The 25,740-nt window shown below is 68.0% G+C and carries 31 protein-coding genes; 12 read left to right on the top strand and 19 right to left on the bottom strand.

Translation table 11 applies throughout. From position 1 onward, the window contains the following. Positions 1-11: 11 nt before the first annotated feature. From cruF to EYW40_RS07785, 3 genes are read right to left on the bottom strand one after another with little or no spacing between them, the layout of a single operon-like run. The gene (gene cruF / locus EYW40_RS07775; RefSeq protein WP_135821053.1) at positions 12-851 is read right to left on the bottom strand and encodes a bisanhydrobacterioruberin hydratase; all 840 of its coding nucleotides are present in this window, start codon (positions 849-851) and stop codon (positions 12-14) included. Further along, positions 844-1,683, bottom strand: coding sequence for a prenyltransferase (locus EYW40_RS07780; protein ID WP_135821054.1), 840 nt, complete (start codon positions 1,681-1,683; stop codon positions 844-846). Before EYW40_RS07780 ends, cruF begins: the two co-directional genes overlap by 8 nt. After that, positions 1,680-3,233 carry a phytoene desaturase family protein gene (locus EYW40_RS07785; RefSeq protein WP_135821055.1) on the bottom strand — a complete coding sequence of 518 codons (1,554 nt, stop codon included), beginning with the start codon at positions 3,231-3,233 and terminating at the stop codon, positions 1,680-1,682. The genes EYW40_RS07780 and EYW40_RS07785 overlap by 4 nt, the downstream gene beginning before the upstream one ends. Before the next feature lie 80 nt (positions 3,234-3,313). Here EYW40_RS07785 and EYW40_RS07790 point away from each other — a divergent pair, with 80 nt between their 5' ends. Both EYW40_RS07790 and EYW40_RS07795 read left to right on the top strand, forming a co-directional pair. After that, positions 3,314-4,009 (top strand): SDR family NAD(P)-dependent oxidoreductase, encoded by a 696-nt coding sequence (locus tag EYW40_RS07790; RefSeq protein WP_135821056.1) that lies wholly within the window; start codon positions 3,314-3,316, stop codon positions 4,007-4,009. A gap of 39 nt (positions 4,010-4,048) precedes the next feature. Further along, entirely contained in the window at positions 4,049-4,924 is an 876-nt protein-coding gene (locus EYW40_RS07795; protein WP_135821057.1) for a ZIP family metal transporter, read from the top strand. A 34-nt stretch (positions 4,925-4,958) separates the two neighbouring features. Here the strand turns inward: EYW40_RS07795 and EYW40_RS07800 are convergent, their stop codons facing one another. The 8 genes from EYW40_RS07800 to EYW40_RS07835 form a co-directional block, all read right to left on the bottom strand. Next, positions 4,959-5,477 carry a hypothetical protein gene (locus tag EYW40_RS07800; protein WP_135821058.1) on the bottom strand — a complete coding sequence of 173 codons (519 nt, stop codon included), beginning with the start codon at positions 5,475-5,477 and terminating at the stop codon, positions 4,959-4,961. 52 nt (positions 5,478-5,529) lie between these two features. Continuing rightward, entirely contained in the window at positions 5,530-6,369 is an 840-nt protein-coding gene (locus EYW40_RS07805) for a hypothetical protein (protein WP_135821059.1), read from the bottom strand. 99 nt (positions 6,370-6,468) lie between these two features. Continuing rightward, on the bottom strand, positions 6,469-9,159 hold the full coding sequence (gene ppc, locus EYW40_RS07810; RefSeq protein WP_135821060.1) for a phosphoenolpyruvate carboxylase: 2,691 nt from the start codon (positions 9,157-9,159) through the stop codon (positions 6,469-6,471). 91 nt (positions 9,160-9,250) lie between these two features. Further along, a complete protein-coding gene (locus tag EYW40_RS07815; protein WP_135821061.1) occupies positions 9,251-9,574 on the bottom strand; it encodes a transcription factor S in 324 nt (107 codons plus the stop codon). Between the two features lie 38 nt (positions 9,575-9,612). Further along, entirely contained in the window at positions 9,613-10,221 is a 609-nt protein-coding gene (locus EYW40_RS07820) for a DUF8135 domain-containing protein (RefSeq protein WP_135821062.1), read from the bottom strand. Continuing rightward, positions 10,218-11,123: a hypothetical protein gene (locus EYW40_RS07825; RefSeq protein WP_135821063.1), complete on the bottom strand. Its 906-nt coding sequence runs from the start codon at positions 11,121-11,123 to the stop codon at positions 10,218-10,220. The genes EYW40_RS07820 and EYW40_RS07825 overlap by 4 nt, the downstream gene beginning before the upstream one ends. 79 nt (positions 11,124-11,202) lie before the next feature. Continuing rightward, complete coding sequence (locus EYW40_RS07830) at positions 11,203-12,039, bottom strand: RAD55 family ATPase (protein WP_135821064.1); 837 nt, start codon at positions 12,037-12,039, stop codon at positions 11,203-11,205. Between the two features lie 43 nt (positions 12,040-12,082). Beyond that, positions 12,083-13,087 carry a beta-ribofuranosylaminobenzene 5'-phosphate synthase family protein gene (locus EYW40_RS07835; RefSeq protein WP_135821065.1) on the bottom strand — a complete coding sequence of 335 codons (1,005 nt, stop codon included), beginning with the start codon at positions 13,085-13,087 and terminating at the stop codon, positions 12,083-12,085. 156 nt (positions 13,088-13,243) lie between these two features. Here EYW40_RS07835 and ilvD point away from each other — a divergent pair, with 156 nt between their 5' ends. Beyond that, on the top strand, positions 13,244-14,998 hold the full coding sequence (ilvD, locus tag EYW40_RS07840; protein WP_135821066.1) for a dihydroxy-acid dehydratase: 1,755 nt from the start codon (positions 13,244-13,246) through the stop codon (positions 14,996-14,998). Positions 14,999-15,005: 7 nt separating this feature from the next. Here ilvD and EYW40_RS07845 read toward each other — a convergent pair whose 3' ends face one another. Next, positions 15,006-15,923 carry a metallophosphoesterase family protein gene (locus tag EYW40_RS07845; protein ID WP_135821067.1) on the bottom strand — a complete coding sequence of 306 codons (918 nt, stop codon included), beginning with the start codon at positions 15,921-15,923 and terminating at the stop codon, positions 15,006-15,008. A gap of 146 nt (positions 15,924-16,069) precedes the next feature. Here EYW40_RS07845 and EYW40_RS07850 point away from each other — a divergent pair, with 146 nt between their 5' ends. The 4 genes from EYW40_RS07850 to EYW40_RS19570 all read left to right on the top strand — a co-directional run bounded on the left by EYW40_RS07850 (position 16,070) and on the right by EYW40_RS19570 (position 17,739). After that, positions 16,070-16,714, top strand: a complete 645-nt coding sequence (locus EYW40_RS07850; RefSeq protein ID WP_135822035.1) for a bifunctional 4-hydroxy-2-oxoglutarate aldolase/2-dehydro-3-deoxy-phosphogluconate aldolase — start codon at positions 16,070-16,072, stop codon at positions 16,712-16,714. Positions 16,715-16,812: 98 nt separating this feature from the next. After that, on the top strand, positions 16,813-16,944 hold the full coding sequence (locus EYW40_RS20295) for a hypothetical protein (RefSeq protein WP_259370025.1): 132 nt from the start codon (positions 16,813-16,815) through the stop codon (positions 16,942-16,944). A 155-nt stretch (positions 16,945-17,099) separates the two neighbouring features. Further along, positions 17,100-17,423: a hypothetical protein gene (locus tag EYW40_RS07855; protein WP_135821068.1), complete on the top strand. Its 324-nt coding sequence runs from the start codon at positions 17,100-17,102 to the stop codon at positions 17,421-17,423. Between the two features lie 163 nt (positions 17,424-17,586). Next, complete coding sequence (locus EYW40_RS19570) at positions 17,587-17,739, top strand: hypothetical protein (protein ID WP_161973177.1); 153 nt, start codon at positions 17,587-17,589, stop codon at positions 17,737-17,739. A 264-nt stretch (positions 17,740-18,003) separates the two neighbouring features. Here EYW40_RS19570 and EYW40_RS07860 read toward each other — a convergent pair whose 3' ends face one another. From EYW40_RS07860 to EYW40_RS19580, 5 genes are read right to left on the bottom strand one after another with little or no spacing between them, the layout of a single operon-like run. Next, positions 18,004-19,116, bottom strand: a complete 1,113-nt coding sequence (locus tag EYW40_RS07860; protein WP_237560581.1) for a tyrosine-type recombinase/integrase — start codon at positions 19,114-19,116, stop codon at positions 18,004-18,006. Next, the gene (locus tag EYW40_RS07865; RefSeq protein WP_237560582.1) at positions 19,098-19,937 is read right to left on the bottom strand and encodes a DNA adenine methylase; all 840 of its coding nucleotides are present in this window, start codon (positions 19,935-19,937) and stop codon (positions 19,098-19,100) included. Before EYW40_RS07865 ends, EYW40_RS07860 begins: the two co-directional genes overlap by 19 nt. Next, entirely contained in the window at positions 19,934-20,839 is a 906-nt protein-coding gene (locus tag EYW40_RS07870; protein ID WP_161973178.1) for a beta clamp domain-containing protein, read from the bottom strand. The genes EYW40_RS07865 and EYW40_RS07870 overlap by 4 nt, the downstream gene beginning before the upstream one ends. Then, positions 20,836-21,084, bottom strand: a complete 249-nt coding sequence (locus EYW40_RS19575) for a hypothetical protein (RefSeq protein WP_161973179.1) — start codon at positions 21,082-21,084, stop codon at positions 20,836-20,838. Before EYW40_RS19575 ends, EYW40_RS07870 begins: the two co-directional genes overlap by 4 nt. Beyond that, positions 21,081-21,959 carry a hypothetical protein gene (locus EYW40_RS19580; RefSeq protein WP_161973180.1) on the bottom strand — a complete coding sequence of 293 codons (879 nt, stop codon included), beginning with the start codon at positions 21,957-21,959 and terminating at the stop codon, positions 21,081-21,083. Before EYW40_RS19580 ends, EYW40_RS19575 begins: the two co-directional genes overlap by 4 nt. Positions 21,960-22,257: 298 nt before the next feature. Here EYW40_RS19580 and EYW40_RS07875 point away from each other — a divergent pair, with 298 nt between their 5' ends. Together EYW40_RS07875 and EYW40_RS07885 are read left to right on the top strand one after the other, a co-directional pair. Then, positions 22,258-22,569, top strand: coding sequence for a helix-turn-helix domain-containing protein (locus EYW40_RS07875; protein ID WP_135821070.1), 312 nt, complete (start codon positions 22,258-22,260; stop codon positions 22,567-22,569). A gap of 528 nt (positions 22,570-23,097) precedes the next feature. Beyond that, the gene (locus EYW40_RS07885) at positions 23,098-23,430 is read left to right on the top strand and encodes a DUF7344 domain-containing protein (RefSeq protein ID WP_135821071.1); all 333 of its coding nucleotides are present in this window, start codon (positions 23,098-23,100) and stop codon (positions 23,428-23,430) included. A 131-nt stretch (positions 23,431-23,561) separates the two neighbouring features. On the opposite strand, the gene EYW40_RS07890 is transcribed toward EYW40_RS07885, so the two are convergent. Both EYW40_RS07890 and EYW40_RS07895 read right to left on the bottom strand, forming a co-directional pair. After that, on the bottom strand, positions 23,562-23,843 hold the full coding sequence (locus EYW40_RS07890; RefSeq protein WP_135821072.1) for a HalOD1 output domain-containing protein: 282 nt from the start codon (positions 23,841-23,843) through the stop codon (positions 23,562-23,564). Between the two features lie 103 nt (positions 23,844-23,946). Beyond that, positions 23,947-24,552, bottom strand: coding sequence for a tyrosine-type recombinase/integrase (locus tag EYW40_RS07895; RefSeq protein ID WP_135821073.1), 606 nt, complete (start codon positions 24,550-24,552; stop codon positions 23,947-23,949). Positions 24,553-24,780: 228 nt separating this feature from the next. On the opposite strand from EYW40_RS07895, the gene EYW40_RS07900 reads away from it, so the two are divergent. From EYW40_RS07900 to EYW40_RS07905, 3 genes are all read left to right on the top strand, one after another. Further along, the gene (locus tag EYW40_RS07900; RefSeq protein WP_135821074.1) at positions 24,781-25,101 is read left to right on the top strand and encodes a hypothetical protein; all 321 of its coding nucleotides are present in this window, start codon (positions 24,781-24,783) and stop codon (positions 25,099-25,101) included. A gap of 96 nt (positions 25,102-25,197) precedes the next feature. Next, on the top strand, positions 25,198-25,350 hold the full coding sequence (locus EYW40_RS19925) for a hypothetical protein (RefSeq protein WP_202614479.1): 153 nt from the start codon (positions 25,198-25,200) through the stop codon (positions 25,348-25,350). Beyond that, positions 25,347-25,736 (top strand): PIN domain-containing protein, encoded by a 390-nt coding sequence (locus EYW40_RS07905; protein ID WP_135821075.1) that lies wholly within the window; start codon positions 25,347-25,349, stop codon positions 25,734-25,736. The genes EYW40_RS19925 and EYW40_RS07905 overlap by 4 nt, the downstream gene beginning before the upstream one ends. The last annotated feature ends 4 nt before the right edge of the window (positions 25,737-25,740 follow it).

The following is a 25,740-nucleotide window of genomic DNA, read 5'->3' on the forward strand; positions in this document are numbered from 1 at the left end:
ACCCGCGGGCCTCACCGCCCGCCCAGGCGCTCGACCGGCCGGCGGAGAACGGCCGCGTCGAACTCGTCGGTCCGGAGCAGCGCGAGGAGGAAGCCGGCCGCAACCAGCACGGGGACGGCGTTCGCGTAGAAGGCGTTTATCAGCCCCCACAGCAACACGAAGCTCACCAGGTCGTCGAGCATGAACGAGCAGTCGCGCAGGCGCACGACGAGCGCCGCGTGGTCGAACGCGACGTCGAAACACGCCACCGCGACCGCGCCGGACAGCACCCAGCCCGCGTAGTTCGAGAGCGGCACGCCGTAGTACGCGCCGCCGGCGTCGTACGCCCAGAAGCCGAGCGCGACCGCGCCGGGGTCGAGCACGAGGTCGACCGCGAGCACCGTCGCCAGCGTCGCCAGCAGGCGGACGGCGCGCCGGCGCGCGGCGTCGCCGAGCGACAGCAAAACGAGCAGGTAGCTGTTCAGCACCAGCGGCAGGAAGAACACGGGGAGGCCGACCGGCACCTCGCCGGCGAGCATCGGGCCGAGGTCGATCCCGTACTCGAAGCCGCCGTAGGGCCACCCCGTGTTGACGCCGACGAACTCGATCCCGTAGGCGTACGCCGTCAGCGCGAGCACGGCCGCGGCCGCCCGGCGGTCGACGAGCGGCGAGACGCCCGCGATCAGGGGCAACCGCATCACGAGCGTGCCGAAGAGCACGAGCGTCGGCTGGAAGGCCAGCGGCTCCGGCACCAGCCCCTCGGCGCTTGCGAGCAGGAGGACGGCTCCGACGGCCGGGAACACGACCGCGATGGTGAAGCGGTTCTCCCGGACGAGGTCGTCCAGTCGGCGCTCGACCGCGGCCCTATCCATGGACGGTCCCCCACAGCGCCCCCATCGTCAGGGCCGCGCCGACGACGGTGTTTATCGCCGGGTAGTACCAGTACGCCCGGTCGACGGCGACGTCGGAGACCGCGACGCCGGCGACCAGAACGGGGTAGACGGCGAGCAGCGCGCCGGCACGCGGGTCGAGCGGGACGAACGCGGCTGCCGCGAGCGCCCAGATGGCGGCGCAGTACGCGTACGTCCGGCGCTCGCCGAGCGCCGTCGCGGTCGTGCGGATGCCCGCGCGTCGGTCCGGTTCGATGTCCGGGATCGCCGAGAACGTGTGCATCGCCATCGACCAGAGCCACCCGCCGGCGACGGCCAGCGCGGGCGGGTGCTCGCCCGCGACGGCGGCGTAGGCGGCCGCCCCCGGCAGCACGTACAGCCCGTTCGACAGCGAGTCGAGGAACGGTGTCGTCTTGAACCGGAGCGGCGGCGCGCTGTACTCCGTCGCCAGCAGGAAGTAACCGGCGAGCCACGGCAGCGCGAGCGCGGGCACGAGCGCGGCCGGGACCGCCAGCAGTGCCGCGGAGACGGCGACCGCGGCGACGACGAACCGCTGGCCGCCGTAGCGCACCTCCCGGTCCTCCTTCTTCGGGTTCTCGGCGTCGACGTCCGCGTCGAACACGTCGTTTATCCCGTAGAGGTAGACGTTCGCCGGGACGAGGAAGTACGCGAACAGCGCGACCGCCGCCGGCGAACCGAGGTCCCCGACCGCCCGCGCGCCGAAGGCGACGCCGACGAGGACGGGGCCGGCGAGGTAGAGCCAGAACCGCGGGCGCGACAGCTTCAGCAGGTACGCCGCGCGGCCGGCGCTCATGCTCGCGCGTCCTCGACCACCTTCTCCGCGGTCACGTCGCCGCTGATGAGACACATCGGCACGCCGATGCCCGGCGTCGTGTACGAGCCGGTGAAGTAGAGGCCGTCGACCTCCTTCGAGCGGTGGGGCGGCCGGAACGCGGCCGTCTGGGAGAGCGTGTGGGCCATCCCCAGCGCGGTCCCCTGGACGCTGTTGTAGCGGTCCGCGAAGTCCGAGACCGAGAATATCTCCTCGACGACGATCCGGTCCCGGAGGTCGGTGTCGGCGTGGGCCGCGATGTCCCGGAGGACGAGGTCCCGGTACTCCTCGCGAACCTCGGGGCCGTCGTCCAGCCCGGGGGCGATCGGGACGAGGGCGAACAGGTTGCTGTGGCCCTCCGGCGCGACAGTGTCGTCGGTCTTGGAGGGCACACAGAGGTAGTAAGCGGGGTCGTCGGGCCAGCCCGGGTCCTCGAAGATGCGGTCGAAGTGCTGCTGCCAGTTCGCCGGCAGGACGAGCGTGTGGTGGGCCAGTTCGGGCACCTCGCCCTCGACGCCGAGGTACATGAGGAAGGCGGAGGGCGCGTACGTCCGGGAGTCCCAGTAGTCGGCCGAGAAGCCGCGCTTCTCCGGCGGGAGCAGGTCCTGCTCGGTGTGGGCGTAGTCGGCGTCGCTGACGACCAGGTCCGCGAGGTGTTTGCCGCCCTCGGTCTCGACGAGGAAGCCGCCGCGCTTGCCCTTGATCTCGGTGGCGGGCTCGCCGGTGCGGAACTCGACGCCCAGTTCCCCGCCGAGTTCGGCGATGCCGTCGACGACGCCGCCCAGCCCGTTCTCCGGGTACCAGACGCCGAGGTTGAAGTCGACGTGGCTCATCAGGTTGTACAGCGCGGGGGTGTTCGTCGGCGACCCGCCGAGGAACACGAGCGTGTACTGCATCACCTGCTGGAGCTTCGGGTGGTCGAAGTAGTCCTCGACGTGTTCCTGCATCGTCCCGAGCAGGGAGAGGCCGTCGGCGTGGCGGGCGATGTCCGGGTCGAGGAAGTCGCGGAACCGGCTCCGGTCCTCGTAGACGAAGTGTTCCATCCCCACGTCGTAGGTGTACGCCGCCTCCTCCAGATACGCCTCCAGCGCGTCGCCCGCGCCCTCCTCGTACGCCTCGAAGATGCGCTTGGACTGCTCCTTGTCGGCCGGCACGTCGACCACGTCGCCGTCCGACCGGGCGTGCAGTCCGTCGGGGAGGTCGCCCCCCTCGGGGGCCGCGGGGCGTGGCCCCTCGTTCTCCTTGAAGAAGATCCGGTAGTGCGGGTCGAGTCGCTCCAGCCCGTAGTACTCGCCGGGCGAGCGGTCGAAGTGGCCGAAGAACCGCTCGAACACGTCGGGCATCAGGTACCACGACGGCCCCATGTCGAACCGGAAGCCGTCGACCTCCAGCCTGCTGGCGCGCCCGCCAAGCTGGTCGTTTTTCTCCACGACGGTCACGTCGGCCCCCGCGTCGGCGAGGTAACACGCCGTCGAGAGGCCGCCGAAGCCGCTGCCGATGACCACGACCGACTCGCCCGCGAGCGGTTGCATACATCAAGCTACGGCGGAGTGATAAAAAGCGCTCCCCTCTCCCCCCGTGGTTTTACCCGCATCTCGGCCCAAGGCGTGGTATGAACGGCGAGACGGCCGTCGTGACCGGCGGCACCGAGGGGATCGGACGGGCGGTCGCACGCGAGTTCGCGGACGCCGGGGCGAGCGTGGTGCTCTGTGCCCGCGACGCGGATAGGGTGGCCGACGCCGTCGACGCCATCGAGGCCGACGGCGGGACCGCGACGGGCATCCGCGCCGACGTGCGCGACGAGTTCGACGTCGAGCGGCTGATGGAGACCGCCGCGCGCTTCCGCGACGACGGCATCGACCACGTCGTCGCCAACGCGGGCGTCTACCACGGCGATCCGGGCGAGACGCCGCTGTCGGGCGAGTCGTACGCGGCGTTCGACGACCACCTGCGGACGAACGCCCGCGGCGTGTTCGCGTCGGTCAGCGAGGCGCTGCCGCACCTGAACGACGGCGCGCGGGTGCTGGTGCCGACCGGGTCGGTCGCGCGCGACGCCGAGCCCGGGACGGGGTCCTACGCCGTCTCGAAGGCGGCCGCCGAGGCCGTCGCCCGCGGGTTCGCCGCCGACACCCCCCACGCGGTCGGCTGCGTCGATCCGGGGCTGGTCGCCACCGACCTGTCCGGGTCGGGGGGCCGCGACCCGGCCGACGTCGCCCCCATCTTCCGGTGGGCGGCGACCGACGCGCCGGCGGCGGAACTGGACGGAAGCGTCCTCGGCCTCCGCGAGTGGCGCTCGGCGACGCGATAACCGGGAGCTTATTACCATCCGAACGCTTGTCCATACCAAATGGGTATTAACGAACGGGGAAATATTGTTAATATTTTCCGGGGGACCTCCGGCGTCGGGGCCGTCGCGGTGGCGCTGCTCGTCGGGCTGACCGGGTTCGCCGTGCTGTTTGCCGGCCGCGCGACCGGCACCGACAAGGTCGTCGTCATCTCGTGGGTGGCGTTCGCCGCGATGGCCGGGGCCGCGCCGCTCGGCGCGCGCAGCGCCGGCGACGAGCGCGCGCTGACGCTGGTGTGGGGCTACGGCCTCGCCAGCGGCGCGATGGTGACCAGCGCGGCCGTCTTCCTGCTCCCGCAGGCGTTCGGCCTCCACCCGAAGGTCGGCGGCTTCGGCGTCGCCGCGGGGCTGCTGACGGGCTTTGGCGCACACACCGTCGGCCACCGCTTCACGCACGTCGACTTCGGCTTCGACCACACGGCGCTGGAGCTGACCGCCCACGCGCTGTCGGCGGGTGCCATCATCGGGATCATCTACGGCAACATGCCGGAACTGGGGCCGCTGCTCGGGCTCGCCATCGTCTCGCACAAGGGGCCGGCGGGCTACGCCGCGGCCCGTCGGCTCGCCTCGGACGGCCGGCCCGTCTCCGTCCTGCTGCTGCCGGCCGCCGGGGTCGGGCTGACGGCCATCCCCGCGGCGCTCGTCCAGTTGCCGGCGAACCAGACGCTGAACGCCGCGGTGTTTGGCTTCGCGGCCGGCGTGTTCCTCCACGTCGCGATGGACTTCCTCCCGGAGTGCGAACTCGGCGGCGAGGTGTACGAGGTGGCGCAGGTGGGCGACGACGCCCACCACCTGCTCGACCGGCTCCGCCTGCACGCGGTCGGGAGCACGGCGTTCGGGGCGCTCGTCGTGTTCGCGGCGTGGCTGGTCGTCAGCTGAACCGGTCGCCGCCGTCCCCGCCGCGACCCGTTGCTCAGATCTCCCGGTCGGACGAGGGGTCGTCGAGTTCCCACAGCAGTTCCGGGAGGAACGCGTCCAGTTCCTCGATAACCCGGCGCTCGCTCACGTCCAGCCCCTCGCAGTGCTCGTGGGCGGAGTCGCGCACGTCGACGTGGATGTCGCCGTCCTCGACGCTGACGGCCAGCGGGAACACCGAACAGCGCGCGGGCTTCCAGTCGTGCTCGTCGTGGAGCGCACAGAGGCCGTCCTCGCGCAGGAAGTAACAGGCCGCGCCGTCGTCGGCGACGTGCTCCTCGCGGTCTTTCTCCTCGCGGCGGACGAAGTCCTGTCCCCGGAACTGCGTCGTCGCCCGGTTGACGCTCTCGCGGTCGGCGAGTTCGAGGAAGTCCTGCTCGTACAGCAACACGCCGTGCTGACAGCACCAGGTGCAGTCGTCCACGCACTCGAAGGTCAGGGCGGGGTCGAAGTCGACCACGGCCTCCTTGCCGGGGTACACCTCGACGCGGCGCTCGCCGCCCGCTTCCGTCGTCACGGCGGTTCGTTGGGGGCCACGGCGGATAAGCGGCGCGGACCGGCAGTCCCGGCTACTCCATCTCCACCGTCACTTCCCGCGTCAACTGGTCGCCGCGCCACTGGAGGTGAAAGCGCATCGCGCGCTCCGCGGCGTCGCTGCCGTGTCGTTCGTCGACCGTGTGGCCGAACTCCCACGACGCCGTCTCGCCGGCGGCGACGTCGAGCGTCACCGCCGTCTCGGGCGCGTAGGCGATCCACGGGCCGACCCGGTTGAGCGCGCCGACGAACGTGCCGTCGGCGTCGCCGACGTTTTCGACGGTGAGCGAGACGGTCGCCTCCTCGCCGAGCGCGACGGCGTCGGGGGTGGCGAACTCGGTGATCTCCCAGTCGGTCGGCGGGCGAGCGAGTTCCGCGACGGCGTCGTCGCCGAGCGCGTGCTCGCTCCCCTCCCAGGCGACGGCCGGGGCGTCCGCGTCGAGCGGCTTGGGGAGGCGGAACGCGAGCCACCCCTCGAAGCCGGCGTCTTCGCCGTACGGGCTGTCGCGCTCCCAGAGTCGGCTGGTGTAGCCGACTTCGGTGGTCGCGGGGTACTCCGACCCGCCAGCCGCGAGCGCGAACTCGTCCGGCGGCGGGGCCTGCAGGTCGTCGGCCTCCACGGTCGCGAGGACGTACTGTTCGTCCCGGTCGCCGTACGTCCCGATGGAGTCCGGCGAGTTCGCCGCGACGACGGCGGGCGTGACCGTCGCGTCCGTCACCCGGACGCCGTCGTCGGACCCGTCGTCGCCGTCGGTGGTCGTGTCGGTGTCGTCGTTCGTGTCGTCGGCCGCATCGCCGCCGTCGAGCCGGGAGAGACAGCCCCCGAACGCGCCGATCCCAACGGTGAGTGCGCCGAGCAAGCGTCGTCGTTGCATATCCGCCGGATCGCCGGTCCGGTATAAGTGCTTTCAGAAGGGACAAACGGGCGTTTGAGCCACGGTGGGGGGTCGACCGCCGGTCCGCGAGGGGCCGCGCTACCCGGTGTTTTTCATCCCGGCCGCGATCCCCTTCACCGTCAGGCGGAGCGTCCGCTCCTCGTCGTCCGTTCGGTGGGTCTGCCGGAGCAGGTGGGTCTGGAGCAGGTTCAGCGGGTCGACGTAGGGGTTCCGCCGGCGGAGGCTCTCGCGGAGCCAGTCGCGGGCGATGGTGTCCTCGCGGTCGGCGATGTCGGTGATCAGGTCGACGGCGTCCTCGTACTCCTCGGTCACGCGGGGGAAGAACTGCTCGCGCAGTTCCGGCGTCGCGAGGTCGGCGTACTCGGCGGCGATCTCCATGTCCGTGCGGCCGAGCGCCATCGCGGCGTTGTCGAGCGTCGTCCGGAAGAACGGCCACTCGTCGTACATCTCACCCAGCGTGTCGAGGTCGCCGCCGTCGTCGAGGTACGCCCGGATCCCGGTCGCCAGCGCGTACCAGCCCGGCAGGATACAGCGCGACTGGGTCCACGAGAACACCCACGGGATCGCCCGCAGGTCCTCGACGTTGCGCTCGCCCGAGCGGGAGGCGGGCCGGGAGCCGAGGTTGAGGTCCTCGATGACGGTGATCGGCGTCGCCTGCTCGAAGTACGAGACGAAGCCGTCGGTCTCCAGCAGCCCGCGGTACTCCTCGCGGGCGGCGTCGGCCATCGTGTCCATCGCCTCGACCCACTCGTCGCGCACGTCCTCCTCGGGGTTGTTCATCGCCCGGTAGCGCGCCCGCAACTGGGCGTTTATCATCTGCTCGATGTTGCGCTCGGCGACCCGCGGGTTCGCGTACTTCTCGGCTATCGCCTCGCCCTGCTCGGTGAACTTCACCTGCCCGGTGATCGTCTCGTTCGGCAGGGCCAGCAGGGCGTCGTTCATCGGCCCGCCGCCACGAGAGATGGAGCCGCCACGGCCGTGGAACAGCCGCATCGTCACGTCGAAGTCGTCGCAGATCTCCGCGAGGTGGCGCTGGTTCTTGTACAGCGACCAGTTGGCCGCGAGGAAGCCGTTCTCCTTGTTCGAGTCGGAGTAGCCCAGCATGATCTCCTGGGTGTTCCCCCGGGCGTCGAGCGCCTCCGCGTACGCCTCGTTCTCGAACAGCGTGCCCATGATCCGGCGCGCACCCGACAGCGCGCTCTCGGTCTCCAGCAGCGGGACGACGTCGATCCCGCAGTGGCCCGGCAGTTCGACCACGTCGGCCTGGTCGGCGAGGAACAGCACCTCCATGACGTGGCTCGGCTCCTCGGTCATCGAGATGGCGTACGTGTCGATCGCCTGGATGCCGTACTCGCGGTGCCACTCCGCGAGGGCCTCGAACCGCTCCAGCACGCGCGCCGCGGTGTCGGAGAGGTCGGCCTGGTCGCTCACGTCGACGACCGGTTCGTCCTGCAGGACGCTCTCGGTCAGCACCTCCATCCGCTCGTCCTCGCCCATCGACTCGTAGTCGATCCCCTCCCGGGCCAGCGCCTCGGCGACGGCCTCCGTGTGGTTCTCCTGGTGGTCGCGCAGGTCGAGGCTCGCCAGGCTGAACCCGAACGTGTCGACGCGGCGGGCGAGCGGGTCGACGTGGGCCTCGGCGACGCTGTCGGCCCCGTTGTCGCGCAGGCTCTCGGCCAGCACCGCGAGGTCGTCCTGCAGTTCGCCCACCTCCTCGTAGCCGCCGGGGCGCACGTCGCCGACCCTGTTGAGCCGCTCGCGCATCAGCTTCAGCTTCTGTCTGTACGGCTCGCCGGGGTAGCGCTCCTCGGCCTCGTCGGCGATGCCGGGCAGGCGCTCGCGGTCGGCGGCCAGCGACTTCTCGAAGCGCTCGCCCACGTCGATCCGGCTCCCGTCCTGGCTGAGGACGCCCGACAGCTCCTTCAGTTGCGTGCGGTAGCGGTCGAGGACGACCGCGCGCTGGCGCTCCAGCGTGTTCTCGGTCACCTCACGCGTCACGTACGGGTTGCCGTCGCGGTCGCTCCCGGCCCACGACCGGAACTCGAACAGCTTCGGCACGTCGATCGATTCGGCCATCTCCTCGTCCAGGGCGTCCTCGAGTTCGTCGTACACCTCGCCGACGACGTCGAACAGCGTGTTCTCCAGGTACCACTGGACGTTGCGCGCCTCGTCCTCGGGGTTCGGGCGGCGCTTGCGGACCTGCGGCGTCTGCCAGAGGCTCGTCACCTCGGCGTCGATGTCGCGCTCGACCTGGCCCCGCTCCTTGTCGGTGAGCAGGCGCTCGTCCAGCGTTTCGAGGTGGGTCGCGACCTGTCGGAGCTTCGATTTCACCGTCTTCCGCCGGGCCTCGGTCGGGTGGGCGGTGAACGTCGGCTCGATGAGCACGTCGTCGAGCACCTGCTCGACCGTCTCGGGGTCGGCCTCGGACAGCTCCGCGGCGGCGGCCTCCAGGCTGTCCTCCAGGTCGCCCTCGTGGGAGCCCGTGCGGATGGCCCGGACCCGCTCGCGCTCCTCCGCGAGATTGATCAGTTCGAAGTAGGTGGTGAACGCACGGGCGACGACGCTCTCAAGCTCCGGCGTCAGCCCGTCGAGCTCGTTCTGGAGGGGCATCCGCGAATCGATCTCGCCGGCCCGGTAGTCGATGGCCGACGTCCGGAGCGTCTCGACCGTCTCGAACGCCGACTGGGACGCCTGGTCGGCCAGCACGTCCCCCAGGAGCGCCCCGAGCTCCCGGACGTCCTGGCGTACCTCCCTGTTGTGTAATCGCATATCCCACCCATGTTCACCCACGGGGTAAAACTCTCCGAATAGGGGCGAAAACTACGCTTGTGGACCGAAATTCGTGATAGAAACCGATCGATCAGTTGTAGTCCCGCCAGCGGTTGCCACACTCCTGGCACTTGAAGAAGCGCGTCGGCGGCTCGTCGGCCGAGCCGGTCTGTTTGATCGTGTACCACGCCTTCGTGTGGCCGCACTCGTCGCAGTGGACGTCGTCGGCGGTCGGCTTCCCCTCGAAGTTCGCGCCCTCCTCGGTCTCTATCACGTCGTCCTCGGACTGGGCCTCCGTGCTGACGAACTGGGCGGCGCGGTCCTCGTCGCGCTCGACGCTCGCGCCGCAGCTCGTACAGACCATCTCCCCGTCTCGCGATTTCATCATGGAGCCGCAGTCGTCGCAGAACTGCATGCCCCCGGCTACTCGCTCCGGGACGAAAAGCGGCCCGCTTACCCGTCGCGGCCGTCGCCGACCTTCCCGAGGAGTTCGTCCTCGCGGACCACGGGACAGTCGACGACCCGGAAGTGATCCAGGTCGACGACCTCCAAGATCTCGGTGCCGTCGTGGCCGCAGCGCACGTCCGGCGGCTCGGAGAAGTGCTCGCAGCCCTGGCAGTACGACCGCTTCGAGACCACACGCTCGTCGCGCTCCTCGACGCGGTCCTCCGGCGGCGCGTCCGCGGCGTCGTCCCCGGTGATCTGCTCCCAGAGGCGGTCGCGGTCGACGTCCGCGGCGGACTGCTCGGTGAACAGGTCGGCCTCGGCGGCCGCGTCCCGCTCCTCCCGGCGCTCGGCGACGCGGGCCGCCAGGTCGCCGAGCGGGGCGTCGTCGGCGTCCGGGGCGTCGGTTGCCAGCCCGTCAGCCTCCGGACCGTCGACACCGCCGAAGTCGTCGACGGCGTCGCCCCCGTCGTCGTGCGACGCGTCGTCGGTCGCCTCGGCGGCGTCCGGCAGGTCCTCGTCCGGCCCCGCCCAGCCGACGCCGTCCTCGTCCGCGGCGTCCGTCAGGTCGTCGACGATGTCGGCCAGCGGGTCGTCCCGCTCGTCGTCGCCGCTCACGGCTCCTCGCCCCCGTCGACGCCGAGCCGTCCGGACCCGTCGGGCGGGCTGGGTCCGTCCTCGTCGGCCACGAGGTCGTCGAGCGAGCCGTCGAGGTCGGACTCGCTGCCGCTCTCCAGCGCCGGCGGCTCGCCGGTCAGGAGCGTCGGTGACCCCAGGAAGCCCTGCTTGGGCCGGACGTCGTTGAACGTGCTCGCACAGTGGGGACACCGCGGCGCCGACAGCAGGGCGACGTCGACCTCCGCCCCGCAGTCCTCGCAGTCGGCGACGCGGACGCCCGAGCGGTTGGCGGCGAGCTGGAGCGCCTCGGCCTCCGCCCGGCGGCCCGACTCCCCCGCGAGCCGGCGGACCTCCTCGCGCACGTCGACGACCGCCCGGGCGAGCAGGTCGGTCCGGTCCTGCAGGTCGTCGGTGGCGTCGGTCAGGTACTCCAGGACGTCCTCGTAGTTCTCGAAGCCGGCGTCGAGCCGGCGGTCGAGGCCGTCGACCCGCTCGTCGAGGTCGTCGACCGCCTCGTCCAGCCGGTCGGTCGCGGCGTCCGCGGCGTCGACCCGCTCGTCGAGCGACGGGTGGTCGTGGTCCGCGGGGGCCTTCCCGTCGGCTTCACGCTTGACCTGGATGACCCGCTCGCGGACGTCCTCGATGAGCCCCGTGAACCGGTCGTCGAGGTCGTCGATGCGCCTCTCGACGACGGGGGGCACCTCGTCGTCCGGCGCGATGAGCTGCCGTGCGACCGCCTCCGGCGAGCCGTCGTCGAGCTGCTCGACGGCGTGAGCGGCCTCGAGGAGGCGGCGGAGCACCGTCCCCTTGTCGGTGTCCTCGTCCGCAGCCCGTCGTTCGAGCCACTCGTTTACGTCGCGGGGAACGGTGACCGACAGCTCCCCCGTCTCCTCGCTTGCCATTCGTCCTGTTTTCGGATGGAGCGTTCATAAGGATTGTTGCGGAGCGCGGCCGCGGCCGCTCCGTTCCCGGTCGGCTCCATCACCGGATCTTGCGGACGTTGGTGATGTTGAACCCGTCGTCGTCGATCTCCGTCTCGAACTGGACGATGTTTTCCTCCTCCAGCCGGGAGAGGACGCCGCGGAACGACTGGACGATCATCGCGCGGTCGCGCTCGCTGCCGCCGCTCTCCCACCGGAACCGGATCGTCCCGTCGGCGGCGTCGTTGAGCCGACCGAGCTGGGTGTCGGTCAGCGCCTCGACGTTGACGTGGAGCAGGATGAGGCCGCCCCACTCCTGGGACGCCTTCTTCAGGCCCTTCATCAGCATCGTGATGTCCGACCAGTCCATGTTCTCGCTGGCCGCGCTGATGAGGTCGGTGACGGAGTCGACGAGCACGAGGTTGCCGGCGGCGTTCTCGTTCAGGTAGTCGCCCATCGCGTCGAGCACGTCCCGGCGGTCGTGGCGCTCCCCGAGCGACGTGATGTCCTGCGTCCGGTGGGCGTACCACTCCGTCGGCACCGGCGAGAGCTGGAAGTACTCGGGCGAGAGGTCCGCAAAGCGGATCGGCTCCGCGACGGCGTCGACGATGTCCTCGTCCATCGTGAACCCCATCTCGTCGACGATCGCGGGCTGGTTGCTGGTGAAAGAGAGGTAGTGGATCGACTCCGGCACGACCGAGTTGTCGTCGAGCGAGCCGTAGTAGAGGTCGAACAGCTCCGGGTCGGCGTCGACGAGCGCGTTCATCGCGGCGCTGGTGTAGAGGAACTCCCGCGCCCCCGCGCCGATGTCGCCGGCCAGGAGGACGACGCTCCCCGGCGGCGCGCCCCCGTTTATCATCGAGTCGAGCCGCGAGATGCCGAAGGGGATGCGGTCCATGCCCCAACCGTTCGGGCGGACTCGCTTACGCTTTACGGGCCGCTCACCCGCGTCCCGCGGCGTCCGGGTCGCGGCGGTTCGCCGACCCGCGCACCGTCGCGCCGTCGTTCCGGACCCGCGCCGCGAGCACGTCGCCGTCGACGCCCGCCGCGGCGAGCGCGTCGCGTGCGGCCTCCCGGGCCGCGTCGACGCCGGCCGCGTCGGTGAGCCCGTACACCGTCGGCCCCCACGAGGACTGCCCCGCGCCGGCCACCGCGGGACAGGCCGACAGCTCCTCGACGACGGTGCCGACCGGCGGCCGGTAGACGCCGCCCTGCGCGTCGGCGTACCACGCGCCGTTGAGCCGGCCGATCTCCGCGACGGCGTCGCCGAACGCGGCCAGCCGCCCCTCCGCGGCCGCCGGGAGCAGCCGGCGCGAGACGACGCCGCTGACCTCGTCCGCGACCGCGGGGTCGGCGCGCTCGACCACCGCGCGCATGCTCGCCTCCTCCTCGTCGCCGCTCCGGCCGGGGTCGGCGTCCGGGAGCGCGAGGACGAACCGCCAGTCCTCGGGGAGCTCGTGGCGCGCGACGACCGCGGGGACCCGCCACTCGCCGTCCGCCGGGCGGTCCGTGGTGAACCGCGCGGTCGGGTGGCCGGCGTCGACGACGAACCCGCCGCGCTCGAAGCCGGCGACGCCGACGCCGCTCCGGCCGGCCCGGCCCAGTGCCGGCGCGGCCTCGCGGACGTCCGGCTCGACGCCGTTTGCCCGCGCGACGGCCGCGTAGACGGCCAGCGCGAGCTGCGTCCCGCTCCCGAGGCCGACGTGGCGCGGCAGGCGCTCCTCGACGGAGACGGCCGCACCGGGGACGCCGAGCACCGCCGCGGCGCGCTCCGCGTACTCGCGGGCGGCGGCGTCGTCGGCCGTCACCCCGTCGGCGGGCGTCGCCGCGACGCGGAGCCGCGGCTCGGTCAGCGCGACCCCGAAGCTGCCGTACAGCCGCTCGTGGGCCAGCGAGAGGTTGCCGAAGCCGAAGTGGAGCCGCGCCGCCGTCTCGACAGTCGCCATTGTCGGCGTTACGCGGAACGGGGGGTTTTGGGTTTCGGCACTGGCAACGCTGTCCCGGGCCGGCCCCGTGGCGAGCCTTCCGGCGCACACGTTCGGGCGGGGGCAACGCTTGTGGCCGAGCAGACGGCTTAAGCCGCCGCGCCGCAATGCCCGAGTATGAGCCAGGAGCAAGCGCCGCGCGGCGAGGCCGACGAGGAGTCGCCCGCCGGCGGGGAGAAGGACCCGAACCTGCGAAGCAGCGAAGTGACCGAGGGACCGGAGCACGCGCCCCACCGCGCCATGTTCCGCGCGATGGGGTACGACGACGCGGACCTGTCGTCGCCGATGATCGGCGTCGCCAACCCCGCCGCCGACATCACGCCGTGTAACGTCCACCTCGACGACCTCGCCGAGGCGGCCTACGACGGCGTCGACGACGCGGAGGGGATGCCCATCGAGTTCGGCACGATCACCATCTCCGACGCCATCTCGATGGGCACCGAGGGGATGAAGGCGTCGCTGATCTCCCGGGAGGTCATCGCCGACAGCGTGGAACTGGTCGCGTTCGGCGAGCGCATGGACGGGCTGGTCACCATCGGCGGGTGCGACAAGAACATGCCCGGGATGATGATGGCCTCGATCCGGACGGACCTGCCCTCCGTGTTCCTCTACGGCGGCTCGATCATGCCCGGCGAGCACGACGGCCGCGAGGTGACGATCCAGAACGTGTTCGAGGGCGTCGGCGCGGTCGCCGAGGGCGAGATGTCCGAGGACGAACTCGACGACCTGGAGCGCAACGCCTGCCCCGGCGCGGGCTCGTGTGGCGGCATGTTCACCGCAAACACCATGTCCTCCATCGCGGAGGCGCTTGGCTTCTCGCCGCTGGGCGCGGCGTCGCCGCCCGCCGAGGCCGAGTCCCGCTACGAGGAGGCCGAGCGCGCCGGCGAACTCGCCGTGCAGGTCGTCCAGGAGCGGCGCAAGCCCTCCGACTTCCTCTCGAAGGAGTCCTTCGAGAACGCCATCGCGCTGCAGGTCGCCATCGGCGGCTCCACCAACGCCGTCCTCCACCTGCTGGCGATGGCCGCCGAGGCGGGGGTCGACCTCGACATCGAGGACTTCAACCGCATCAGCGAGCGCACCCCCAAGATCGCCGACCTCCAGCCCGGCGGCGAGCGGGTGATGAAGGACCTCCACGACGTCGGCGGCGTGCCGGTCGTCCTCCGGGAACTGTACGAGGCCGACCTGCTCCACGGCGACGCGCTGACGGTCACCGGCGACACGCTCGGCGAGGCCATCGAGAAGCGTGACCCGCCCGCCGTCGACGACATCGACGCCGACTTCCTGCACACCGTCGACGACCCAATCCACGAGCGCGGGGCCATCCGCATCCTGACGGGCAACCTCGCGCCGGAGGGCGCGGTCATCAAGATCACCGGCGAGGACCACCTCCGCCACGAGGGGCCGGTCCGGGTGTTCGAGGAGGAGGAAAACGCCATGAAGTACGTTCAGGAGGGCCACGTCGAGACGGGCGACGCCATCGCCATCCGCAACGAGGGACCCCGCGGCGGCCCGGGGATGCGCGAGATGCTCGGCGTCACCTCCGCCGTCGCCGGCCAGGGCCACGCCGAGGACGTCGCGTTGCTCACCGACGGCCGCTTCTCGGGGGCGACCCGCGGGTTCTCCATCGGCCACGTCGCGCCCGAGGCCGCCGTCGGCGGCCCCATCGCGGCGCTGGAGGACGGCGACACGATCACCATCGACGTCGACGAACTCGAACTCTCCGTGGACCTCTCCGACGAGGAGATCGAGTCCCGCCTCGAGGGGTACGAACACGAACCCAACTACGAAACCGGCGTGCTGGCCAAGTACGGCGCGGCGTTCGACTCCGCGGCTAACGGCGCGGTGACGAACCCCGGCGTCAAGCGGGAGTAGGTCGCCGTCAGTACGAGTAGCCCTCGTCGGCCACGACGAGCCGATCCCCCTCCCCGTCCTCGCGGGCCAGCGGCGCGTACCTGTCGTCCCCGATGTCGGCGACGTATCGCTCGAAGTCGCGGCGGAACCCCGGCTCTGGGTCGTCCCGGAGCGAGACGGCGTGCTCGACCAGATCCGCCTCGGTCACGGCCGCGCCGTCGTCGCCGTCCGCACACCCATAAAACGCCGACCCGGCCAGTTCCCGGTACAGGATCCGCTCGTCGCGGCAGTACATGCACTCCCAGTCCGCCGGCAGGAACTGGACGCCGCGGTCGCCGTGGCGCTCGCAGGTCCGGCGTTCGAGGTCGCCGAGCGGGCGGAGTTCGACGTCGCGGGGGCCCTCGTCGCCGAGTTCGACGACGAAGTACCCGCCGTACGTCGGTTCGTCGGCGTCCGGGGCCGACGCCTGCAGGAACGCGGAGTTGAGCCGACGGTCCGTCAGCCGGCCGAGGTGGGTGTTGCCACAGAAGTGCGCCCGCCCGTCGAAGTGGTCCACCAGCGACCACTTCTCCATGTGGGTGACGAGGACCACGTCGTCCTCGACGTGTTCGGGCGCGTTGGTGAACCGCTGGCCGTCGACGGTGACGTAGCCGTCGGCCGGTATCTCCGTCCCGGCGTCGATCCCGTAGTCGATGTCGCCGAAGTGATCCTGGTTGCCCCACACCCACAGCAGCCCGTGGTCGACCGCGTCGTCGATCCGGTCCAGCAGCGGCTCGACCACCCGGAGCTGCTCGACGCCTAGCTCCCGGTCATGTCGCCACGCCCGCGTGAAGTCGCCGACGTGGACGGCGAGATCGATCGGTTCGTCCTCGACGTCGTCGAGGACGCGCTCCAGCGATCCGACGTCGCCGTGGTTGTCGCCCATGACGAGGATGCACCGGGACATGTTCGTGGCGTGGAACTTCGCCGTCGGAGCGAAAAACGTTGTTCATGTTCGACGGGGAAGGTTCGGAGCCGGCGGCGGCCCGGATCGTCCCGGTCGCGCCGGCGGAGAGGAGTAGTTACAAGAGCGCGGGGACGGGATCGGCGGACATGGAAAAGCAGGAGACGCTCCGGCAGATGCAGGACAGCGGCGTCGTCGCGGTCATGCGCGGCGCGGACGCGGACGCGGTCGTCGACATCGCACACGCGCTCCGCGAGGGCGGCGTCACGGCGCTGGAACTCACCGCCGACACGCCCGGCGTGATGGGCCTCATCGAGGACGTCGTCGACGCGCTCGACGACACCGAGGTCGTCGTCGGCGCGGGCACCGTCCTCGACGCCGAGACGGCCCGGGCGGCCATCCTCGCGGGCGCGGAGTTCGTCGTCTCGCCCTCGTTCCACGAGGACGTGGTCGAGACGTGCAACCGCTACGGCGTCCCCGTCGCGCCCGGCGTCGCCACCCCGACCGAGGCCATCGAGGCGTACCAGGCCGGCGCGGACATGGTGAAACTGTTCCCCGCCTCGGATCTGGGCCCGGGCTACCTCTCCAGCATCAAGGGGCCGCTCGGGCAGGTGCCGATCATGCCGACCGGCGGCGTCGGCCCGGACAACGCCGGCGAGTTCATCGAGGCCGGCGCGGAGTGTGTCGGCGCGGGCAGTTCGCTCGTCGACCACGACGCTGTCGAGCGGGACGACTTCGAGGCGATCACCGAGAACGCCGCGGCGATGGTCGACGCAGTCGAGGACGCGCGGTAGGGGATCCGGGCCACACGCCCGACTCGCCCCGTTTCCTCGGCCGATCAAAAATATTAGGCGTTTCACGGATACCGGCCGGCCGACAATTACGACCCGACGTGAACGAGTTTCCTTGTCCGGACTGCGCCGAGGGGATCGGGTCGCGGGTCCACCGGGAGCACACTGACGCCGGCGTGAAGATCCTGTTCGAATGTGGCGACTGTGAACACTCCTGGGAAGTGACGTTCTGAGCGGGTGCCCCCTGCCGTCCCCGCTGTCGCCCCGCTCCGGACCCATCGCCATGGGGGCTTTCCGGGTCCGCGTCGGCGACACCGAGTTCGCCGTCCCGGGTCCGTTCGTCACGAAAATGGACACATTTTTGCTGAACGATACTAGTCCTCGTACTATGGCAGTCAATACCAGCCGGAACGAGAGCGACGGGGGCATCACGCTCCCCGACGTCGTGCCGTTCGCCCTGTCCAATCCGACCCGCTTGAGCTGGGAGCTGGGCACACGCTCCGTTCGGGGCGAGGACGCGACGGTCCTCGGCAGATGGGACCACCTGAACAGCCGGTGGCGACTGTCGCTTTTCGAGGTCACGAGCGAAACGGCTATCGTCCGCGCCCGGACGCCGGTCGGTCGGGAGCGGTTTTACGGTGCGATCCGGTCGGAGCTCCGGCCGGCCGTCCGGGCGCTCGAAACGTCCGACTCCTGGCAGCAGGTCGAATAGGGCGACCACGACGGGACGTACGCGTTCGTCGCGGACCGGCCGTGAGACGCGGGGTGACGGCGGCGAATGCGGGTGTCTGCCAGGCACGGTATGTGTTCGCCTGAGAGTAGAGAACGTGGCTCCCGACGAGCGTATATACTGACATCTGCTACTTCGGTTGCTAATGAGCGAAGACGACGACCGGAGTTCGGAACTCTCCCTCGACAGCCCGTTCCTGCTCTTTAACCTGTTTCAGTCCGACGTGATCGCGGCGGAGGTCGACTGGGAGAACGAGCGGTTCGTCTTCTATCCCGTCAATTCGATCCCCGTGAAGTAGATGCGGAGCGAGAAGCCCACCGAAGTTTCCTTTTGCCCAGTTTACAAGTAGGGGGAATCGGCACACCGGAACGAACGACAGTCCGACCCCCACCTACCATATCCCTCGGGCTGTCGTTCGTCCGAGCCCTGCGAACTGGGTTCTCGGCAGGCTCAGTTAGTTGAGACTGTCGAGAATGGAAAGTTGGATAATTTCGAGTGGGACCGCCGTGCGCAGTACTTCGGACGTTGCGCAGACCGTGGTGAATGCTAGCTCTGAACATGGTTAGTACGTCTCCTCGATGTACGTTCGTCGGGACTGCATCCGCCGGATCTTGTCCGGCAGGTCGTAGTGCAGCCGGATGGTCTCCGGCGTGGCGTCGACCCGTTCGCCGACCGCCTCCGGCGGCCACCCCTGGTCACGCAGGTACGTGATGACCCCGGAGCGGATCGGGTGCGGCGACCGGCCCGACGGACACCGGGACTCAAAGCCGTGATCGGTCGCCTCGCACTCCTGGGGATCCCGGTCGTGCGGACAGTCGCCGAACCGGCACGGTTGGGTCATGATGTAGATCTCCCGCCGGACGCTCGACGTGGACACGCGCGCCGTGTCCCCGTGTTCGGTCGTGAATAGCGGGCGTCGGCCGTCCTCACCGCTACGCCGGGTCCGGTTCACGTCGATGTACTCCTGTACGCGGTCCGCGACCGTCTGAGTCACACCGACCGCACGCTCGCCTTCGATACCGTTCTTCAGCCGCGTTCCGACGCCGGCGTCGGGCCGGTGCTGGAAGAACACGAACGGCGGATCGGCTTCTTCCAGCACCTCCTCGTCGATGTCGTTCCGGTGGCGCAACCGTTCGAGGTCGGCCTCCTCGAAGTACAGGTCGCACAGGTCGAGCGACCGGAGGCCGCCCACCCGGCATCCTGTATGCCACAGCAGTTCGAACATCGCCTGTCGGCGAGTCGCGCGGGCGTACCGGTGCAGGTTCTCGCGGAGTTCCTTCGCACGGGTCGCCTTCAGCTTCTCCTGGCTGACCATCGCCCGGAACTCCTCCGAGGTCGGCACCTCGATCTTCTGCGGCAGGTCCTCGCTGACCGCCTCGATCCGGACGCAAAACCCGAGGAACAGCTTCAGCGTCCCGATCTGGTTGTTCAGGGTCGACACGGCCAGGTCCTCCCCGCGTCGGGTGGACTCGTACTCGAACACGTCCCGGCTCGACAGCTCGGAGAGGTCGTCTATCCCCTCCTCTTCGCACCAGTCCACGAACGGAGCCAGTCGGTACTCGTAGGTCTCTATCGTCGTCTCCGCTCGCGTCGACCGCTGGTGGTCGAGCCACATCTCGACCGCCTCCCGCGGCCCGATCGGCTCCAGGTCGTCGGTCACGCTTCCGACCCCCATTCACTCGCCGCCGTCTGCTGTGCTGGTACCCACGGCTCGACCGTCTCCGGGTCGAAGTTCATCAGGAGCCGCTCGTCGGCCTCCTTGCCGTTCCCCGCAGCGGAGTGGTGGGTCGTTTTCTCGACGGTGTGCCAGTCCTCGTACAGCCCAGGCGGGATCTCCGAGTAGCTGACGATCGCGTAGCCGTCGATGTCATCGAGTGTCTGCTCGAGGGAGGAGTGTTCCGCCGATTCTTGGTAGAAGTCTTCTTTCCCGAAGTACGGTGGGTCGAGGTAGTACACCGTTTCGGGGGAGTCGTACCGTTCGATGACGGTCTGGTAGTCCTCATTGACCACGGAGACGCCCCGGAAGCGTTCGGCCACGTCGTCGATACGGTCGGGGACGTTGCCCCAGTTTCGCGCGTTCCGGCTGCCCTTCTCGTCGTTCGGACTCTCACGCTTGAACCCGCTTTTCGAGGACACTTTCGCGGCGTACTGGCTGTACCGGAGGAACAGCCACCGCCCGGCGTGCTCGAGCTCGTCGTCGGGGCGCTCGCCGGCGAAGAACGCGTCGGCCCATCTATTGTGAAGCTGTTCGGAGAACGGCGTCATCCGGCACCACTCGGCCAGCTCCTCGGGGCGCTGGCGTGCGACGCGGAAGAACGTCACTACGTCGTCGTCCTTGTCGTTGAACACCTCGACCGTACTCCGGGGCTTGTTCAGCAGGACCGCGCCGGAGCCGCCGAAGGGTTCGACGTACGCGGTGTGCGGCGGCAGGTGGTCGATGACCCAGCTGGCGAGCCGGGTCTTGCCGCCGATGTAGGGGAATGCGCTCAGGGTCACGCGGATCCCTCCTGGTTATCCTTCTTGATTCGGGGCGCGAGCATGTACGTCGCCTCGAAACCCCATTCGTCGTGTTCGATCTCGAACTTCGCGGGGAACTCGTCGCCCCACTTGACGAGGAGCCGGTCGGCCTTCCCGCGCTTGATGCCGGCCGCGATGTCCGTCAGGTAGTCGAGACTGAACAACGTCGAGAACGGCTCCACGTCGTCACTCTCGGCCCACGCGCAGTTGGCGAACAGCACCGCATCCTCGGGGTCGGTCCGCCCGTCCTCGTCGTCGGACGGCGTCGTGTTGCCGTCCGCCTGACTCCCCAGCACGAACGTCGAGTCGTCGCGGGTGACGAACGCGTGGTCGTGATTGCTGTCGACGGCCTTGATACCCTGGTTGAACGCTTTCACGCTCGGGTCCGCGCGACAGGGGAGCGTGAGCTCCTCCGGGATGTGGGGATCCTCCCGGAGCATGTCGGTGTCGACGCCGAACCACTCCGTGACGCGGGTGATCTCCTGGTCCGGTCGGGTCACCCGGACGCGCATCCGTGCGGGGTCGTCGAACACATCGATTGCGACGGGGTCACCGTCGCCGCCGCGCTTCCGCGCCCACGTCACGGCGTTCTCGAAGGCAGGCAGCGAGAGGCCGAACGTCGTGGGTTCGTGGACGTCGAACCGTTCGAAGCCCTGGGCGTGGGCGGTCAGGTCGACGAGCGCGACGTTGGCCGGGTCGATGGCCTTCGTGTGGATGCCGTCCTCGTCGAACCGAACGCGGAACTCGTCGGCGACGGGGTCGAGCAGCTCGGCCAGCGATCGGATGGGATCGCCGTTGGTGAGGATGCTGACGGCGGGCTCCTCGTCGGCGTCGGCCGTGAGGTCGTCGGTCCGGTCGTCGGATTCGACGGCGCGGCTCATGCGTCCACCTCCGCGCCCGGCAGGGGCGGCGTAGTGGCGGGGACGGCCCCGACCGCCTCGGCATCGAAGGACTCGACTTCGGCGACGGGCGCGCCGCTGTGGTGCTTTTCGTTGTGGAGCTTCCGGTCGACGTTTGCCCGGATGGGTAGCGTACTCGGGCGGTTCAGCCCGTTCTCCGAGCCGCAGGAAGGGCATACCGCGCGGTGGAAGGTCTTCGTCTCGCGGGACGCGTCGGCGTCGCTCATGCTTCCACCTCTTCGGGGATGCGGTCGGCTCGATGCTCCACCTGGAAGGGAAGAAGGTACCACTCGTCGGGCGTGACGCGGCGGCGGCCGTCGTTGACCCTCTCGGTCTCCAAGAATCGAACATCACACCAGCGCCATGCCGGGAGCAACCGGGTGGTTCCGTCGAACTCTATGATTCGGAGCGTGCCCGAATCGCGTTCGTTCGCGTGAACCACACTGGTTTTCTCGAAGCTTTCCTCCGGAGACTTCGACGTGACGACAGCCGGATTCTGGTAGTTCCGGAGATCGAGCGGATCGGCGTTTTCTGAGTACGCGTTCCCGGATTGACCGCCATCGGTGAGAAGCCGGGGGTCGTGCTCGTCGCTCTCGTACTGCTCGGCGAGCGCGTCCGCGCAGGATTGGCAGACGTAGCCGTCGGGGGTGACGACTTCCTTCTCGCCGTCGCAGCCGGGCGTCTCGCACGCATAGAGGTCGCGGCCGCCGTCGGTGGCGACGCGCTTCGAGGAGACGGGCGTGACGCCGGTAGCGGAGCAGTTCAGGCCGTGGGTGTCGGCCTTGCTGTGGGCGTCGCCGCGGTCGGAGCACTCGTCGATCTCGCCGCAGGTGGTGCAGCGGACGAGGAACGCCTCGGGGTCGTGGGGGTCGTGGACGTACTCGAAGGCGAGGTCGTCGACGCCGTCGGCGGGAGACTCGACGACGCGGCCGCCGTCGGTGACGACTTCGCGGGCGAGATCGGGCGCGCAGTTGCCGCAGGCTTCGAGGCCCTGCTCTCGCGCCCACGATAGGGTGACGGAGCGGGTGGGGCCACTGGCCTTGCTGGCACAGCCGAGCCCGCGGTGGAACGCGTCGCGGTCGGACTCGGGGTTGATGAGCACCGTCCGCGCGGCGTCGGATTTATTTGCAGACGACTCTTCTCGGGTCGTGCGGGCCTTCGAGCCCGCGGATTGAATCGGCGACATCGGTTTCTACCTTGGAACCGCGCCACAGCCGGGCGATGTGGCAGCATCGCCCGGCACGACGAAACCGGCGAGCGACATCTGGACCGAATCGGCGGTTCCATTCCCACAATTAGAACGGTATTGCATAAATGCATCGACTAGTCGAATTAGGGTAGGATTAGAACCAGCGGTATATTGCGAGGTATTAGGTCCACATATCTTGTTACGCATAACAATGAGACAGTCCGGGACATGGATGACAATCTGGGATGACCGGATCTTAGAGATAATCAGGAACGAAGATGCCGGGAGGGTGGGCGATCTCGCCGAGCGGGACGGTATCAGAATATCTCAATCGTCCGTCTCGCGGCGTTGTGGGAAGCTTGCTGACCACGGACTGCTCAAACCACTCGGGAACGGTGTCTACACTATCACGGACCGCGGTAAAGCGTATCTCGACGAAGAATATGATGCTGAGAACGAGGTGTACCTCAATGGCGGTAGCTCTCTAGATGCCCCCTCCACATCTGAGAGTACTGAGCCGTGACAGAGCGTAAACCTGCCCAGTGGATGTGTACGCTTGACGAGCGGATTCTCGAACACTTAGACGAGGATGCGCTCTCTACTCCCCAGCACATGGAGGAGATAATGAAGTTCAATGCTTCCCGTCGTCGGATTCGGGAACGTTGTCGGCTTCTCACGCGAGCTGGTCTAATCGCTCCCATCTACGCTGGGGATCATCTCTATGAAATCACCACGGACGGCCAACTATATCTCAAAGGGGAACTCGACGCCGGCGATCTCCCACGTCCGGCGTTCTGGGCTGTGTAGTCGGGTAAGCTTTTGACCCCCCAGGATGGACAGCGGGGCCGGAGGGTGGCACCTCCCGAGTCGAGCCCACTTCTGGACCGAGTCGGCACTCGACTCTTCTGGTTTTCTACATCAACTGTGAACTGGTCACTTGGTAATCTTAGGAACCGAGGGGTACGTCTCACCCCTGAATGGTAGAGGTACTATCACTAATCTAGTTGGACCACAAACAGCTTAAGACGGTTGGGGTGGAATACTGCATGCCATGCCTTCACAATCTTGTTATCCAGAAAAAGCGCCGGCTATAGATAAACTTCTGGACACGTTGAGTAATCACCTCCGGCGTCAGGTGATCGATTACTTCGAGAACCACACGCAATCCAGGACGGCATCGCTGGATGAGTTGGTCGTCTACGTGGAACGCCAAGTCCCTTCGGAGGGCCATGAACAACTGAAGTTGAATCTAATCCACGTCCATCTACCCGAGCTTGCTGAAAGAGGTTGGATCGATTACGACCGGCAAGACTACCAGATCCACTATAACGGCCATGAGAACGCTGATCGTTGGCTACGAGAGGTGCGTTCCGTGTTCCTGTAGCTCAGCCGTCCCCATTCTCTGAATGATGTTCTCTCCGGGCACGGATGCCGTGGTAGACTGCAGTGATGGACTGAACCAGAAGTGCACCGAATTCCTGCTTTCGGTAAATCTCCGGTTGGTTCCTTGATCTGCTATCCGTCCTCATCTTGTGAGGAAACCTGTATCTCTACCGCCCCATCACCCCACAGTGTGACAGTCACGCTATCAGTATCAAACTGAACAGTGGTGTTGGCACTTGCATCCTCCCGAAAGAGGTTATTGAGCGCGTCCGGATTGATATCATCGTAGAGTTGAAATTCTGAGTTCGTTAGATCTTTTCCAGTCTGGTCTTCAATAGCCCCCAGTACAGCGGTACTCAACTCTCGGTTCTGGTCTGGTTCGTACCGCTCGCGCGTTTCATCGCTGTTCGACATTACAGGGTAGAATTCCAATGTGGGCACTAATACCCCTTCCGTGTATCAGTACGCGGGTGTATACTAAACTCCAGAAGATTCCTTGTTCCTTGAATTCCGCAGACTACAGGCCTATCTCGCCCATACTCTCGATAATATTCTCCTCCGTTGGAGCGGCCAGATACGGCTCTATCGCATCATACGACGACCACCCACCGAGCGCCATCACGATCCGGGGACTCACGTTCTCCTCGACGAGCAGGTGGTTCGCCCAGCACCGCCGTAGGTCGTGCGTCGACAGCCGCCGGTAATCGTCGTCGCCGGTCGCCGCCGCTGCATCACCCGCCGCCTCTTCCACCCAGTACTGCACGGTCCGCTTCGAGCGGTCGATCAGCGGCTCGCCGTCGGCGAGCCCACGCTCCTGGACGTAGCGATTGATGACCGCCTCGAACTCGACCGGGAGCCACGTCTCGCGGTGCTTGCCGCCGTCGTACTCGCCGGTCGTGTCCTTCCCGCCGACGACCTCCAGCTCGTAATGCCGCCCGTCGCTCATCCGGTCGATGTGCTCGGGCCGCACGTCGAGCACCTCCGCGACCCGGAGCCCACAGTCGCCCATCAACCGCACCGCGATCTCGTGCTCGAAGGTGTCGGCCGCCCGCGGCAGCTCCCGGTACTCCTCCCGACTCATCCACACGTTCCAGCTCCCGTCTCTGTTGCGTTCAGTACGCATGGCGCTTCGCACTTTTCTTGAGTTACGTGCACTTCGTTCCACCGGACCAGTCGACCGGTTCACTCAGAACGGCGGAATCGCGGCGGTTCGTGGGCTGTGGGCCGCCGCAGTTGCACGTTTCTACACAAACACGCAATCGATAGGTACAGAAAAAAGCACTTACGAATACATCGTTACGGTATCACCATGCGCCGGAGATCTGTACTTGGCAGTTGTGCTCTTTCTGCCGTGAGTCTCTCGGGTTGCATATTCTGGGACACCACAAACGATGGGGAACTGAGCATCACGATCTTCGACAGGCAGTGTGAGAACGGGTCGGTAGACGTGAACTTTGACGAACGTAACCCCTCAACTGCTGTCAGCCAGAAACTTAACGAAATCGTTGATACCGGATATTACAGCGAGGATGCGGAGTATTCCTCGGCGACCCTCGAAATATACAACACACTAGACGATGCACAACTAGAAAGCGAGACTGAAGGTCGGCCGACTCTGCTGTATAACGGAAGCTGTTACGGGTACGAACTGGAACGGTCTTTCGACGATTAACCGGGGAGGACGCGAGATATTTGCCCTCTCCACTTACCATTCAATCTTGGTCATACCACCAGCAGGCTTTTCCACACAGCAATCCAACCAGCCGGTATGAGCCTCACCACGGACGACTTCACCGAGTTCATGGCCGAGGACCCCGAGGACGATCCGAGCCTCCCGCTCGGTGACGCGCTCGACGAGCTGGCAGTAGACGTCGAAGTCGACGCCGTCGAGGAAGTCCGTGACGTCCGCGAGCGGCTATGAGACTCCTCCTGGATACGAACGTTCTCGTCGCCGCCGTCACCCGTGACACGGAGCGGTCCGACGCCGCGGTGAAGCTCCTCAACGAAGCTGACGAGACGTACGTCTCCGTGCTGAATCTGATGGAACTCCGCAGCGTCCTCACGAAGAAAAAGCAGTTCGAGCGCGACCGGATCGAGCAGATCGAGAACCGGATCACATCCCGTGCCACGGTCACGTTCCCCGACGCCTCCGACATGATGGAAGCCAACCGGCTCCAGTCCGAGACGCTACTCTACCCGATGGACGCGCTGGTTCTCGCCGCGGCCGACGCCGTCGACGCTACTCTCGTTTCGTTCGACGCCGAACTCGTCGAACACGGTGCGGAACACCCGAAAGACGTAGTGTAGGGAC

It is taken from the genome of Halostella litorea (assembly GCF_004785955.1).
Taxonomy (GTDB): Archaea; Halobacteriota; Halobacteria; order Halobacteriales; family Natronoarchaeaceae; genus Halostella; species Halostella litorea.